Here is a 13678-nt window from a genome sequence, read left to right as displayed (position 1 = left end):
GGCGTCAGGCGACGTTCGACGACGGCACCGGCTGCCCGAGCACCGCGTCGGCCATGCCACGCATCCCGGCGGCGTTGGGGTGCGCAGGCGCGGCGGGTGAGGTCGGGATCAGGCCCTCGATCCAGCGGGTGCCGTGGTCGGCGCACATGTCGTGACCGATCGAGGGGGTGTAGGTGTCGACGTAGCCGACGCCCGCGGCGGCGGCCTGGTCGGCGAGCATGGTGTTGAGCTGCTTCTCCACGCCGCGCAGGTAGGCGACGTCGCCCGCGCTGAACGGCACCACCGGGAAGCATCCGGCGCCGGTGTCGGGCAACAGCGCCGGGTAGCCGACCAGCAGCACGCGCGCCTGCGGCGCCCGCTGCGTGATCGCGGCGAGCGCGGCGGCGATCTTCGGGGCGGTGGCGTCGATGCGGGCGGCGAGCTCGTCCGTGCCGCCCGCGGTGTAGTGGTCGTGGCACGCGGCCCCGCTCGGGCGCACCGGGGAGCGGGTGGCGCAGTCGACGATGATCGAGACGAACCCGATGTCGTTGCCGCCGATACCCAACGTCACCAGCGACACGTCGGGGCCCAGTGCGTCGAGCTGGGGGGCGTTGGTGCCCAGGCCGGTGCCCTGCGGCCCGGCCAGGTTCGCCGTCGTCGCGCCGCTGCAGCTGACGTCCTGGCTGGTGGTGAAGGCCAGGCCCTTCGCCACCAGCGCCGGGTAGTTGTTCGTCGACCGCAGGCAGCCGACCGGCTTGCCGGTCTGGATCGGGACGAGCGGACCGGCGGTGTAGGAGTCGCCCATCGCGACGTAGCGGCCGGGGGGCGCCGGTTCCTGCGCCGAGGCCGGCGCGGCGACGACCACCGCGGTCGTCAGCGCCGCGACGACAATCAACGCCGCCCTCGGGATCCGGCCCCGCCACAACCGACCACGCCGCACGACCGCTCCCGGGACTCGCGACCCCCGACGGGCCGAACCTCGTCGAGCATGGCCTACGCGCCCGGCGCGGCGGAAGAACCCCGACGGGCGATTGCGGCTCAACGGCGGCGCAGCCCCACGGGAGCGACCGTGCGCGAACGGAGGAACTCGGCGTCGATGGTCACCGGCCGGTACGGCAGCGCCGCGAGCTCCGGCTCACCCGGGTCCGCCCCGCCGACGAGGAACGACCACTCGTGCTCGTCGCTGCCGACGTAGCGGACGTGGGCGAACACGTCGTGGAACCGGTCCCACGCCGCGCGCAGCGTCGCGTCCCGCCACACCGCCGCGCTGCCCGCCTGCGACACGACCACCCCGCCGTCGGTGAGCCGGTCGCGGCAGTCGGCCAGGAAGTCACGGGTGTAGAGCCGGTTGAGCTGGTTGCCGGCGTCGTCGGGGCGTTCGTCGGGCAGGTCGACGACGATCACGTCGTAGCGTGGGCCCTCGCCCCGGACCCACTCGCGGCCGTCGGCGTAGTGCACCCGCACCGGCCCGTCGCCGCGCTCCGCCGCCACCAGGGCGTCCGGGGTGTAGCCGTAGGGCAGGTGCGCCGCACACGCCCGGACGGCTGCCGTGTCGACGTCGACGTGATCGACGAGCGTTGCGCCGCAAGCGATCGCCAGCTCGCTGACCACGCCCTCGCTGGACCCGACGACCAGTACGCGCTCACGGCGGCGGGCCCACAGCACGGCCGGGACGTAGAGCGCCTCGTGATAGGTCAGCTGCGTCGACTCGGCGCTCTGCCGCTCGTCGTCGCAGAACAGGGTGACGCCGTGCGCGGTGTCGGCGATCAGCAGGTGTTGGAACGGCGTCGTCTCCCGGTGGTGGACGCGGCCGATCTCCCAGGTCCGGGTCAGCCCCGGCGAGACCGGCTCGACGACCCGGCCGCGGGCCGCGCCGCGCGGCTCGGTCCGGGACTCGCGCACGCCCGCACCCAGCGTCTCGGCGAGCAGGACGACCGCCAGTTCCGGGTCGGCCGCGTCGCCGCAGGTGAACACGTCGACCAGGGCGCGGCCGTGCTCGGGCCACGTGTGGATCGAGGCGTGGGACTCCGCCAGCAGCGCGACGACGGTGACCCCGTGCGGCTCGAACGCCTCGGCGACGACCTGGCGCACCGTCGCACCCGCCGCGGTGAGCGCGCCGGCGAGCGCGGCGCGCAGCCGGTCGGTGTCGTCGAGGACGGCGGCGTCGACGCCGTCGAGGTCGGCCAGGACGTGGCGGCCGGCGGGCTGGGGGGACACGTGCTCCACGGCGTCGGACCCTAGATGAGCGCCCGGGCCCACCCGGCGCCCCGCCACCCCGTCGGCGCGCAACCGCACTGCTCCTGCCCGGCCGTGCGACGACCGTGGCGTTGCGGCCGCGAGGCCGGGCGCGGCCTCACGGTCCTCCGGACGCCCCGCGACGGCCCGCGACGGCCGCTGCCGGATCTCAGTCCTGTGCGGGGACGACGTGCACCGGCAGCGGGCCGAACCCGTTGAACCCCACCGACGCGTACGACGCCGTGTAGGCGCCTGCAGCCAGCAGGTCGACGTGGTCGCCCGCGCGCAACGACAGCGGCAGCGAGCAGGGGGTGCGCCGGTACAGGACGTCGTCTCCGTCGCAGGTCGGGCCGGCCGGCACGACCGGCCCGGCGGGGCCGTCGCGGCCGGGGGTGCGCAGCGGGTAGCCGATCGCCTCGTTCTCGGTCTCGGCGAGGCCCTGGTAGCGGCCGGCGTCGAGGTACACCCAGCGCCGGTGGTCGACACCGGGCCGCCGCGACACCCGCAGCACGCTCGTGCGCAGCACCCCGGCCTCGGCGACGAGAGCACGACCTGGCTCCAGGACGAGCCGCACGTCGTGTTCCCCGACCGCGGCGGCGAACTCCGCGAACCCGGGCACCTCGGACCGGTACGCGACGGGCAGCCCCCCGCCGATGTCGAGCACCGGACGGTGCAGCCCCGCCTCCCGGGCGACCTCCAATGCGGTCGCGACCCCGGCGGCGTAGGTCGCGGGACGGGTCTGCTGGGACCCGGCGTGGAAGGTCACCCCGGTAGCGACGAGACCTCGGGAAGCGCACGCGCGCAACAGGTCCACGGCCGCTGCGGGGGTGGCGCCGAACTTCCCGGAGAACGGCGTCGCCGAGCCGCTGTCGTCGACGAGCACGCGGACCAGGACGTCCGACCCGGGCGCGTGCGCGGCGATCTCGTCGAGATCCTCGGGGCTGTCGGTGACGAACCGGCGCACCCCCGCCGTGTGGCAGGCCGCCGTCGCCGAGGCTCCGCGGACCGGGTTGCCCGCGCAGATCCGCTCCGGCGCCGCACCGGCGTCGGTGCACAGCGCCACCTCGGCCGGGCTCGCCGCGTCGAACCCGGCGCCGGCGGCGACGAGCGCGCGCAGCACCGCCGGGTGCGGGCACGCCTTGACCGCGTAGAGGATCTCCGCGCCCGGGAACGCCGCTGCCAGCGCCGCGTACCGGTCGACCACGACCGCGGGGTCGAGGACGAGGAACGGTGTGGGCCGTCCCCGGTCGGCGAGGAAGTTCTCGAGGGCGTCGGAGAGCACGCCGTCAGTCTGGTCGAGCGCCGCATGTCGTCCGGCCACCGGTTAACGTCGGTGATCGTGAAGCCGCAACGCCGCGCCCGCGCCATCGCCATGACCGCCGACGAGATCGACGCCTTTCTCGCCGAGGAACGCACCTGCCGCGTCGCCACCAACGGCACCAACGGGCCGCACGCCACCCCCCTCTGGTACGCCTGGCACGGGGGCGCACTGTGGCTGACGTCGCTGTCGCGCAGCCAGCGCTGGACCGACCTGATGGCCGACCCACGGATCGCCGCCGTCGTCGACGCCGGGCACGACTACGACGAGCTGCGCGGGGTGGAACTGCGCGGGAGCGTCGAGGTCGTCGGCGAGGTGCCGCGGACGGGGGAGCCGTGCCCGGAGCTCGACGGCCCCGAGCAGCTCATGGCCGATCGCTACCACGGGGGGACGGTCCGCCACGACGGCCGGCACGCCTGGCTGCGCCTGCGCCCGGAGAAGATCACCAGCTGGGACTTCCGGAAGCTGCCCGCCGACCGGCGCTGACCGTGTGCACGGCGCCCGTGAGTGGCAACGGTCGCGACAACGACTGTCGCCACCCCACGGGCGCCGTGGGCGTGCTGGGCTCTCAGGCCGTGACCAGTGGCCACAGTCCGTCGGCGCCCGCGGCCAGGACGAGGTCGCCGATGCGGGTGGCCCACTCGCCATCGGTGCCGTCCTCGTCGCGCCACGCCCAGAGCCGGGTCGTCGTCAGCCGCAGGTCGTGCTCGCGGGTGAAACCGATGGCGCCGTGGACCTGGTGGGCGATGCGGGCCACCTCCGTGGCCGCCTCCCCGGTGCGGACCTTCGCCGACGCGACGGCCAGCTCGGCCGTCGGGGCGCCGACACCGTCGCGGACGACGACGCGGGCCGCCGACCCGGCTGCCGCCCCACCCGCCGCGACCTCCGCCGCGGCGAGCGCGAGCTGCTGCTGGACGGCCTGGAACCGGCCGATGGGGCGGCCGAACTGCTCCCGCTCCCCCGCATAGCCGACCGAGCGGGTCAGCGCCCCGCGGGCAGCCCCGGCGAGCAGGAGCGCCCGCGACAGCGCCGCCCACAGCGCGAACTCGGACTCCGCCCCGTCGGGTGCCGCGGCGACGGCCGCACTCGCGCCGTCGACGGTCAGGGTGTCGCGCGGCTCCTCGGCGACGTTGGTGCCCTCGACGAGTGTCGCCGTCGCCGGGTCGAGGACCACGACCGATCCCCCGGTGAGCACCACGACCGCCGCGGCCGACCGCGCCCACGGCACCCGCGCCAGCGTCCCGGACACGGTGTCGCCGTCGACGGTCAACGCGCCCGCGCGGTCCAGCGCGAACGTCAGGGGGCCCACCGGGACATCCAGGCCCGCGGCCGCGGCGAGCCGGCAGGCGACGTCGGTCTCGGCGAGCGGCACCCGCGCGGCCCCCGCCCCCGCCTCGACGAGCACGGCGGCCAGGTCGAGCAGCGATCCGCCGCTGCCGGCGGCGTCCTCGGCGACGGCGAGGCGGGCCAGCCCGGTCTGTTCCAGGGTGTCCCACAGCGCGGTGTCGAGCCCGGTGCCGTCGACGTCGGCGTCGGCGAACACCGATGTGGCCAGCTCGACGAGATCGGGGTCGACGACGGGCAGGTCGGTGTGCGCGCTCATCGCAGCCCCAGTCCCCGCGCGACGATGCCGCGCAACACCTCGTTGGTCCCCCCGCGCAGCGTGAAGCCGGGGGCGTGCAGCACCGCGTCGGCGAGCAAACGGGCGTAGCCGCCCTCGGCGCCAGGGTCGGGCGGTACCGACACCAGCAGCCGCGCCGCGTCGATGATCTCGTTCTCGAACCGCGTGCCCAGGTCCTTCACCACGGCCGCGGCCAGCTCCGGCGCCTCCCCGGACGCCAGCGACCCGGCCACCGCGAGCGACATCCGCCGCAGCGACCACAGTCGCGCGACGAGCGAGCCCAGCTGCCGCCGCCCCGCAGCACCCAGGTCGGCACCCGACAGCTCCCCGACGAGCGCAGCCAGCAGCGGGAACGTCGACAGGAACCGCTCCGGGCCCGACCTCTCGAACGCCAGCTCGCCGGTGACCTGCGTCCACCCGGAGCCGACGTCACCGAGCACCATGTCGTCGGGCACGAAGACCTCGTCGAACACGACCTCGTTGAAGTGGTGCGCCCCGGTGAGCAGCGGGATCGGGCGGACCGTGACGCCGTCGGCGTGCAGGTCCACGATCAGCTGCGACAGCCCGGCGTGCCGCTTGCCCTCCTCCGGCGGCGAGGTGCGGACCAGCGCGAAGAACGCGTGCGCACGGTGACCGCCCGACGTCCACACCTTCGTACCGGTCAGCGACCAGCCGCCGTCGACCTTCGTCGCGCGGCTGCGGACCGACGCGAGATCGGAGCCGGAGTCGGGCTCGGACATGCCGATCCCGAAGTAGACCTCACCCGCGGCGATGCCCGGCAGGTACTTCCGCCGCTGGGCGTCGGTGCCGTGGCGCAGCAGCGACGGCCCGATCTGCCGGTCGGCGACCCAGTGCGCCGCGACGGGTGCGCCCGCCGCGAGCAGCTCCTCGGTGACGACGTAGCGGTCCAGCGGCGACGCACCGTGCCCGCCGTACTCGGCCGGGATCGTCATGCCCAGCCAGCCCCGCGCGGCCAGCCTCCGGGTGAAGTCCTCGTCCCAGCCCGACAACCACACATCGGATCGGGGGGTCCACGAACCGGCGGCACGTTCGTCGGCGAGGAACTCCCGGACCTCGGCGCGCAGCGCCTCGGCTCGCACGGGGAGCTCGGCGGCGGGCGGCGTCAGTGCCGGCAGCCGCGACAGGGTCTGCGTCACCGCCCCATCGTGGACGACACGGCCCCGATCGGCATGTGACGTGCACCGCCCCTCCGATCGGAGGGGCGACCTGACCATCGTGACCGGGACGCGACCGGGCACCGGCCCGAGTCGGCCCCGGACGGGTCACCGCAGGTCGCACGGCCCGTACCACCATCGACCCGCAATCGCAGATCGAGGGTTCTCGCACATCTCTGGCAAGAGGAGGGCCGGGTGTGTTCTGCTGTCGCTCGCGAAGGGTCCCGTGCCGCGGGACCGGTGAGGAGCGAAGGTGTCCACCACAGACGTCGCGATGCACATGAGCGACGGCATCGTGAACGCGCCGACGTCGCTGATCTTCGGCGTGATCTCCATCCTGTTCGTCGGGCTGGCCGCCGTGCGTGCCCGCGCCGACCTCGACGACCGCACCGCCCCCATGGCCGGCCTGGTCACGGCGTTCGTCTTCGCCGTCCAGATGATCAACTTCCCGATCCTGCCCGGGGCCAGCGGTCACCTGCTCGGCGGCGCGCTCGTCGCGATCCTCGTCGGGCCGTGGGTCGGCACCTTGTGCATCACGATCGTCCTCGTCGTGCAGTCGCTGCTGTTCGCCGACGGCGGCCTCACCGCACTGGGCACCAACGTCTTCAACATGGCGATCATCGGGGTGTTCGTCGGCTGGGCCGTCGCCCGCGCCATGCGCGGCCTCGCCCGCCGAAGCCGCCGCGGCCTGATCGTCACCGCGTTCGTCGCCGCCTTCGTCAACACCGTCGTCGCGTCCCTCGGGTTCGTCCTCGAGTACGCGATCGGCGGTGCCGCCGGCGCCACCACCGGCACCGTCCTCACCCTCATGGTCGGCTTCCACGCCCTCATCGGCATCGGCGAGGGCATCATCACCGCCGCCACCGTCGGCGCCGTCGCCGCCGTCCGCCCCGACCTCGTCCACCTGCTGCGCACCGCACCCCGTGTCGCGCAGCCCGCCGGCCGCGGCCCCGCCCGCGGCGAGGGGAGCACGGCATGACCGCGCCCGACACCCGACGCCGGTCGCGGTTCCTCATCGGGTTCCTGCTCGCCGCGCTCGTGATCGCCGGCGGCGTCTCCTACCTCGCCAGCTCCTCCCCCGACGGCCTCGACTCCGTCACCCTGCACGGCTGCCAGGTCACCGAGACCGCGACCGGCGAGCAGCTCGACGGCGCCTGCATCGCCCAGAACGCCACCGAGCACCCCGCGGCGACGGGCCCGCTCGCCGACTACTCGATCGGCGGCGCCGAACACTCCGTCGGCCTCGCCGGGATCATCGGCGTCATCGTCACCGTCCTCGCCGCGGGCGGGCTGTTCTGGCTGCTGCGCGGCCGTCGCGGCCCCGCGGCGGGAGACGGTCCCGGCGACGACGGCGCCCACGACCACGGCTGATGGGCGCCGGGCACTCGCATCCGCTGTACCTGGAAGGCAGCTCGGTCGTACACCGGCTGCCGGCCGAGGTGAAGATCGTCGCCGCGTTCCTCACCGTGCTCTGCGTCGTCGCGACGCCACGCGAGGCGTTCTGGGCCTTCGGCGGGTACCTGCTGCTCCTCGCCGCGGTGTGGGCCGCGGCCCGCATCCCGCCGGGCTGGATGGCGCGGCGCGCCCTGATCGAGGCACCGTTCGTCGTGCTGGCGGTCCTGCTGCCGTTCACCGGCCCGGACCCGCGGTTCGAGTGGGCCGGGCTGTCACTGTCGCACGCCGGCACACTCGGCGCCTGGAACATCCTCGCCAAGGGCACTCTCGGCGTCCTCACCTCGCTCACCCTCGCCGCCACCACACCGATGCGCGACCTGCTGCTCGGGCTCCAGCGGCTGCGCGTGCCCGCGCTGGTCCTCACCATCGCAACGCTCATGCTGCGCTACGCCGACGTCATCGCGGGCGAGGCCCGCCGGATGCGGCTCGCACGCATCGCCCGCGGCCACGACCCCCGCTTCCTCTGGCAGGCCGGTGCCACCGCCCGCGGCATCGGCAGCCTGTTCATCCGCTCCTACGAACGCGGCGAACGCGTCCACCTCGCGATGCTCTCCCGTGGCTGGACCGGCACGATGCCGACGACCGGAGCCCCCGCGACCGTCCGCAGCCAGTGGCTCGTGGCGCTGGCCCTCCCGCTCGTCGCCGCCGCGCTGGCCGTGACGGGCATGATGACGACGTGAGCGCCCACACCGAGCCGGCGTCGCCGCCCGCCGCCGACCCGGCGGTCGCGTCCCTCGACGTCCGCGGCCTCGACTTCGCCTACCCCGACGGCACTACCGCCCTGCACGGCGTCGACCTGCGCATCGAGCCCGGCGAACGCGTCGCCCTGCTGGGCCCCAACGGTGCCGGGAAGACGACGCTCGTCCTGCAGCTCAACGGGATCCTCGCCCCGACCGGGGGTGAGGTCGTCGTCGGCGGGCTACCGGTGCGCAAACCGCACCTGCAGGAGGTCCGCCGCCGCGTCGGGATCGTCTTCCAGGACCCCGACGACCAGCTGTTCATGCCGACGGTCCGCGAGGACGTCGCGTTCGGGCCCGCCAACTTCGGGGTCCGCGGCGACGAGCTCACCGCCCGTGTCGAGGCCGCGCTCGAGGCGGTGGGGATGGCCGAGCACGCCGACCGCTCGCCGCTGCACCTGTCAGGTGGGCAGCGCCGCCGCGTCGCGCTGGCGACCGTCCTGTCGTGCGACCCCGAGATCCTGGTGCTCGACGAACCGTCGTCCAACCTCGACCCGGTGGCCCGGCGCGAGCTCGCCGAGGTGCTACTCGGGCTCGACCGGACGCTGCTGATGGTCACCCACGACCTGCCCTATGCGCTGCAGCTGTGCCCGCGCAGCGTGGTCGTCGACGGCGGGCGCATCGTCGCCGACGGGCCCACCCGGGCGTTGCTGGCCGACGACGGGATGCTGCGGGCGCACCGCCTCGAACTGCCGTTCGGCTTCACGCTCGCCTGAGCCCACGCCGGACGCTGCACATCCGGACGCGGCACATCCGGACGCCGAGTTCGACGTGGGACCGGTGTCGATCATGATCGGACGGGTCTGTTGCCGAACTCGGCGTCGACGTGCGGGGTCGGCTCAGCGCGGGGTCGGCTCAGCGCGGGGGCGGCGGTGCCGGGTAGCCCGGCAGCCCGCTGCCGTCGTCGTCGCCGGAGCGGCCGCTCTGGTTCTCGTCGCGGCCCGGTGCGGGGGTCCCCCGCGGCGGCGTCGGCACCGAGCTATGGCCCTCGTCGTTCCAGTCGTCCGGCGCGATCTCCCGGGGTGCCTCGTGCCGCGGAGCCGGCGACGGCGCCTGGCGCTGCTGCCGGGGACCTGCCCCGGGGCCGAGCCGCGGCGGAGCCTCCGCCGACGGGATCGCGCTGGGCTCCGCGCCCAGCGGCGGGACCTCCCTGCGGGCCTGCGCCTCGGCGTTCGCGACGACCGCCGCGATCTCCGGGTTCGTCCGGGTGTCGAACCAGGCGTCCATCCCCGGGTCGTCGTCCTCGGGGCGGTTCGTCGGCGCGCCGTCGTCCGGGCTCGGCTGGTAGCGGAAGACGCCGTCCTCACCCGGGGCGCCCAGCATCCGGGTGAAGCCTTCGAGGGCCTTGCCGAAGTCGCTGGGCACCAGCCACACCTTGTTGGCGTCGCCCTGCGCCATCTGCGGCAACGTCTGCAGGTACTGGTAGGCCAGGAGCTCCGGCGTCGGCTTGCCCGCCTTGATCGCCGCGAACACCTTCTCGATGGCCTTCGCCTGACCCTGCGCCTGCAGGTAGCGGGCCGCGCGGTCACCCTGCGCGCGCAGGATCCGCGACTGCCGGTCGGCCTCCGCGTTGAGGATCGCCGCCTGCTTCGCGCCCTCGGCGGTGAGGATCTGCGCCTGCTTCTGGCCCTCCGCGCTGCGGATCGCGGACTCGCGCTGGCCCTCCGCGGTGAGGATCGTCGCGCGCTTCTCGCGGTCGGCCTTCATCTGCCGCTCCATCGACTCCTGGATGGACGCGGGCGGGTCGATCGCCTTGATCTCGACGCGGGCGACGCGGATGCCCCACCGGCCGGTGGCCTCGTCGAGCTCACCGCGCAGCTGGGTGTTGATCTGGTCGCGGGACGTCAGCGTCCCCTCCAGCGTCATGCCGCCGACCACGTTGCGCAGCGTCGTCGTGGTGATCTGCTCGACACCGACGATGTAGTCGGAGATCTCGTAGACCGCCGCCCGCGGGTCGGTGACCTGGAAGTACACGACCGTGTCGATGTTGACCGTCAGGTTGTCCTGCGTGATCACCGGCTGCGGCGGGAAGGACACGACCTGCTCGCGCAGGTCGATCCGCTCGCGGATGCGGTCGACGAACGGCACCAGGAACGTCAGCCCGGGCGGCTGGGTGCCCTTGTACCGGCCCAGCCGCTCGATCACGGCCGCCGTGGCCTGCGGGATGATCTGAACAGCCCTGATCAGCGTCACCGCCACCAGCACCACGATCACCAGAACGACGATGAGCGTCACCGTGCCGTCCACCCCGATCCCCTCCTTGCCGAGGGTCCTGCGGACCCTCCATGGGCCGCACCGTATCGCCCGCCGATCAGTCCTCGGCGAGCACCATCGCCGTCGCGCCGGAGATCTCGATGATCCGCACGCGGCTGCCGTTCCCGATCGTCTGCTCATGGTCGTAGGCCTGCGCCGACCAGACGTCGCCGCCGATCTTGACCCGGCCACCCGTGTGGTCGCCGCGGATCTCCGCGACGACGGTGCCGTGCCTGCCGACCAGCGCCTCGGTGTTCGTGGCGTGGTGCTCGATCCCCCGGTCGAGGCGGCGCCGCAGTGCCGGGCGCACCGCGAAGATCAGCAGCACCGACACCGCCGCGAACACCAGGGTGGCCGGCAGCACCGACAGCCCCAGCAGGGAGCCACCGGCGGCGGCGAGCGCGCCCGCGCCCAGCATCAGCAGGAAGAACTCGCCGCTGAGCACCTCCGCGGCGATCAGCGCGACCCCGGCGATCAGCCAGATCAGTGCGCCCATGCCCTGATCCTGCCAGACCTCAGCCGGTCACCGTCACGAAGTCGATCAGCTGCTCGACCGCCCCGATCAGGTCGGACTCCAGATCCCGGAAGCTGCGGACCGCACCGAGGACGCGCCGCGCCCCGTCGGCGGGCTCGCCCCAGCGCAGGGCGTCGCACACCCCCGTCTTCCAGTCGGTCCCGCGCGGGACCACCGGCCACGCCCGGATGCCGACGACGGACGGCTTCACCGCCTGCCACACGTCGACGAACGGGTGCCCGGTGACCAGCACGTCCGGACCGGCGACGGCGTGCGCGGCCCGGGTCTCCTTCGACCCGGTGACGAGGTGGTCGACGAGGATCCCCAGCCGCCGGTGCGGAGCCGGCCCGAAGTCGGCCACCGCGGCCGCCAGGTCGTCCATCCCGTGCATCGGCTCGACGACGATGCCTTCGACCCGCAGGTCGTGACCCCACACCGTCTCCACCAGCGCCGCGTCGTGGATGCCCTCCACCCAGATCCGGCTGGCCCGCGCCGTCCGCGCCTTCACGTTCGCGACCGCCACCGAACCCGACGCCGACCGCCCCGGGCTCCTCGGCGCCGCCTTCGGAACCACCAGCGTCGCCGGGGCGCCCTCGAACAGGAACGCCGCCGGGCGCAGCGGGAACACCCGGCGCCTGCCGTGGCGGTCCTCCAGCGTCACCTCACGGATGTCGGCCTTCACCACCGCACCGCAGAAGCCGCTCGCCGGGTCCTCGACGACGAGCCCGGCCTCGGCCGGGACCTCCGGGACGGACCGGCGGACCTGACGGCGGACACCGTCCGCGCCGAACGAGCCGCTGTAGTCGTGGGAGCGCACTGACACGGCAGGGTTTGTACCCCGCGCCGTCGGCCCGACACGGGCGACACGCCGTGTGCGGCGCCACCCGTGCGGAGCCGACCGGTCGTGACCCGCGGAAACCGGCCGGTCACACCTCGTGGCCATCCTCACCCGGTCGGAGGTCCTGCCGTCGCCCGCCCGAGTTGGTTAGCCTGTCTCGCGTGTCTCGTCCCTCCGCGACCCTGACGGTGTGGGCCTCGGCCTGGCTGGCCGGCGCCGCGGCACCCGACGACGTCCTCGACGCACTCGCCCCGTGGGCCGACGCCCACGACGTGGTCGCCGCCGACGACACCGCCGCCGACGCGACGGACCTGCCCCTGCCCTCGCGGCCCCCGTCATCGCTGACGTTCCTGCTCGCCGCCCTGCGCCGGGCCGCGCCGCGTGGCCAGGCCCGGCTGGCGCTGCCCGTCGCCGGGGACATCCGGGGCCTGCCCGGTCCCGGCCCGTTCTCCGAGGCTGCGCTCGCCGCGGGTGAGGGCGTGCTGTTCCCTGACGCCGGGCTCGGCGCGGTCCCGGGCATCGTCGCCGACGGGGTGCTGCGCTGGACCGTCCACGTCGTGCGCGACCAGCTGCCGCCCGCCGAGTACGTCCCGCTCAACCACGCGGAGTTCGAGCTGCGCGACCAGGTCCGCCGCTCCGCCTCGGTGCTCACCTCGCTCGGGGTGGCCCGGCACCGGCCCGGGGTCCGCGAGGAGATCGCCGCGGCGCTGCGGTCGCGGCCCCACTCGCTGTGGCCCGACGGCATGCCCGCCATCTCCCTGCGGGTGCTGCAGCACGCCGACGAGGTCGACGCCATCCTCGCCGCCGCGTCGGTCGACGAACCGGGTGGCGCGCTGTCGGCCTCGGCGGCCGTCGCGCGCCGGGACGCGTTGCGCCCCATCGAGACCGCGGTCCGCGTCGCCCGCCGTGCTGCCGTCGCCGAGGCCGTCCGCGTGCTCGCGGCGAGCCCCCGCGTCTGACCCGCCCGCCGAGCGGTCCCCGGCGGGCCGCTCCGGGCTGTCCGGCGACGAACATGTCGTGAGAGCGGCCCCGCGACGCTGGTGACACGGTCGGCGACGTCCCGCGCGCGAGCGTGTGGTGGGAGCGATCGGGGAACGCTCACGACGCGCTCGGGCGAGCAGGGCGAGCGGCCGATGACCCGCGCTCCACCCCGAACCCACGCGAGCCTGTCGTGAGAGCTGCACCAATGCTCCCGCCACACACTCGACGGGGCGGCACGGGCGTACGCACCCTCGGCGGGAGGGCGGCCGACGATCAGGACGTCGACCGCACCGCGGCGACGAGCGCGGCGAGGTCGTCGGGGTGCAGGTGGCGAGGCGACTCCGCGGCCTGCTCGGCGTCCCGGAGCACGGCGTCCCGCGCCGTCTCCCGCTCCGCACCCTCGCGGAGCGCGGCCTCGCGCAGCTCCGCCTCCCGGTCGGCGCGCTCCGTCGCCCTCCGGACCTCGTCGCGGAGCCGGTCGCGCTCGCGTTCCCATTCCCGAGCGTCGGCGGCGGCCCGGTCGACGGCGTCGGCACGCGCCCGTTCCGCCGCCTCGGCGGCGGCGCGGGCGC

At 74.8% G+C, this 13678-nt stretch carries 14 protein-coding genes and 1 pseudogene; 6 read left to right on the top strand and 9 right to left on the bottom strand.

Translation table 11 applies throughout. The features are described from left to right. Window positions 1–4: 4 nt before the first annotated feature. The 3 genes from TOK_RS18195 to TOK_RS18185 form a co-directional block, all read right to left on the bottom strand. Window positions 5–919, bottom strand: coding sequence for an SGNH/GDSL hydrolase family protein (locus TOK_RS18195; protein ID WP_216362005.1), 915 nt, complete (start codon window positions 917–919; stop codon window positions 5–7). Window positions 920–1017: 98 nt separating this feature from the next. Then, window positions 1018–2205, bottom strand: a complete 1188-nt coding sequence (gene speD / locus TOK_RS18190) for an adenosylmethionine decarboxylase (RefSeq protein ID WP_172457631.1) — start codon at window positions 2203–2205, stop codon at window positions 1018–1020. 178 nt (window positions 2206–2383) lie between these two features. Beyond that, on the bottom strand, window positions 2384–3496 hold the full coding sequence (locus TOK_RS18185) for a type III PLP-dependent enzyme (RefSeq protein ID WP_098959311.1): 1113 nt from the start codon (window positions 3494–3496) through the stop codon (window positions 2384–2386). A 57-nt stretch (window positions 3497–3553) separates the two neighbouring features. Here TOK_RS18185 and TOK_RS18180 point away from each other — a divergent pair, with 57 nt between their 5' ends. Further along, a complete protein-coding gene (locus TOK_RS18180; protein WP_098959310.1) occupies window positions 3554–4018 on the top strand; it encodes a pyridoxamine 5'-phosphate oxidase family protein in 465 nt (154 codons plus the stop codon). A gap of 82 nt (window positions 4019–4100) precedes the next feature. Here the strand turns inward: TOK_RS18180 and TOK_RS18175 are convergent, their stop codons facing one another. Both TOK_RS18175 and TOK_RS18170 read right to left on the bottom strand, forming a co-directional pair. Beyond that, the gene (locus TOK_RS18175) at window positions 4101–5135 is read right to left on the bottom strand and encodes an acyl-CoA dehydrogenase family protein (protein WP_098959145.1); all 1035 of its coding nucleotides are present in this window, start codon (window positions 5133–5135) and stop codon (window positions 4101–4103) included. Beyond that, window positions 5132–6310 (bottom strand): acyl-CoA dehydrogenase family protein, encoded by a 1179-nt coding sequence (locus TOK_RS18170; protein WP_253258464.1) that lies wholly within the window; start codon window positions 6308–6310, stop codon window positions 5132–5134. Before TOK_RS18170 ends, TOK_RS18175 begins: the two co-directional genes overlap by 4 nt. Before the next feature lie 271 nt (window positions 6311–6581). Between TOK_RS18170 and TOK_RS18165 the strand changes: the two genes are divergently transcribed. The 4 genes from TOK_RS18165 to TOK_RS18150 are packed head-to-tail and all read left to right on the top strand — an operon-like array spanning window position 6582 to window position 9236. Then, complete coding sequence (locus tag TOK_RS18165) at window positions 6582–7307, top strand: energy-coupling factor ABC transporter permease (protein WP_253258463.1); 726 nt, start codon at window positions 6582–6584, stop codon at window positions 7305–7307. Further along, a complete protein-coding gene (locus TOK_RS18160) occupies window positions 7304–7699 on the top strand; it encodes a PDGLE domain-containing protein (protein ID WP_098959144.1) in 396 nt (131 codons plus the stop codon). The genes TOK_RS18165 and TOK_RS18160 overlap by 4 nt, the downstream gene beginning before the upstream one ends. Beyond that, window positions 7699–8463, top strand: coding sequence for a cobalt ECF transporter T component CbiQ (gene cbiQ / locus TOK_RS18155; RefSeq protein ID WP_098959143.1), 765 nt, complete (start codon window positions 7699–7701; stop codon window positions 8461–8463). Before TOK_RS18160 ends, cbiQ begins: the two co-directional genes overlap by 1 nt. After that, on the top strand, window positions 8460–9236 hold the full coding sequence (locus TOK_RS18150) for an energy-coupling factor ABC transporter ATP-binding protein (protein ID WP_098959141.1): 777 nt from the start codon (window positions 8460–8462) through the stop codon (window positions 9234–9236). The genes cbiQ and TOK_RS18150 overlap by 4 nt, the downstream gene beginning before the upstream one ends. Window positions 9237–9375: 139 nt before the next feature. Here the strand turns inward: TOK_RS18150 and TOK_RS18145 are convergent, their stop codons facing one another. The 3 genes from TOK_RS18145 to TOK_RS18135 form a co-directional block, all read right to left on the bottom strand. Further along, window positions 9376–10767, bottom strand: coding sequence for an SPFH domain-containing protein (locus tag TOK_RS18145; protein ID WP_098959140.1), 1392 nt, complete (start codon window positions 10765–10767; stop codon window positions 9376–9378). 64 nt (window positions 10768–10831) lie between these two features. Then, window positions 10832–11269: an NfeD family protein gene (locus TOK_RS18140; protein WP_098959139.1), complete on the bottom strand. Its 438-nt coding sequence runs from the start codon at window positions 11267–11269 to the stop codon at window positions 10832–10834. 19 nt (window positions 11270–11288) lie between these two features. Then, on the bottom strand, window positions 11289–12104 hold the full coding sequence (locus TOK_RS18135) for a DUF3097 domain-containing protein (RefSeq protein WP_098959137.1): 816 nt from the start codon (window positions 12102–12104) through the stop codon (window positions 11289–11291). Window positions 12105–12286: 182 nt separating this feature from the next. Here TOK_RS18135 and TOK_RS18130 point away from each other — a divergent pair, with 182 nt between their 5' ends. Continuing rightward, window positions 12287–13084, top strand: a complete 798-nt coding sequence (locus TOK_RS18130; protein WP_098959136.1) for a hypothetical protein — start codon at window positions 12287–12289, stop codon at window positions 13082–13084. A gap of 295 nt (window positions 13085–13379) precedes the next feature. Here TOK_RS18130 and TOK_RS32715 read toward each other — a convergent pair. Next, window positions 13380–13678 (bottom strand): annotated as a pseudogene (locus TOK_RS32715) (hypothetical protein); the annotation flags it as partial.

It is taken from the genome of Pseudonocardia sp. N23 (genome assembly GCF_002583555.1).
Taxonomy (GTDB): domain Bacteria; phylum Actinomycetota; class Actinomycetes; order Mycobacteriales; family Pseudonocardiaceae; genus Pseudonocardia.
Note: the sequence above shows the minus strand (reverse complement) of the source record. Positions and strands in the feature narration are given on the sequence as shown.

Excerpts from the sequence above, each read along its gene's own strand:
- TOK_RS18175 (WP_098959145.1), bottom strand. The coding sequence starts at position 5,135 with ATGAGCGCGCACACCGACCTGCCCGTCGTCGACCCCGATCTCGTCGAG.
- TOK_RS18160 (WP_098959144.1), top strand. The coding sequence starts at position 7,304 with ATGACCGCGCCCGACACCCGACGCCGGTCGCGGTTCCTCATCGGGTTC.
- cbiQ (WP_098959143.1), top strand. The coding sequence starts at position 7,699 with ATGGGCGCCGGGCACTCGCATCCGCTGTACCTGGAAGGCAGCTCGGTC.
- TOK_RS18140 (WP_098959139.1), bottom strand. The coding sequence starts at position 11,269 with ATGGGCGCACTGATCTGGCTGATCGCCGGGGTCGCGCTGATCGCCGCG.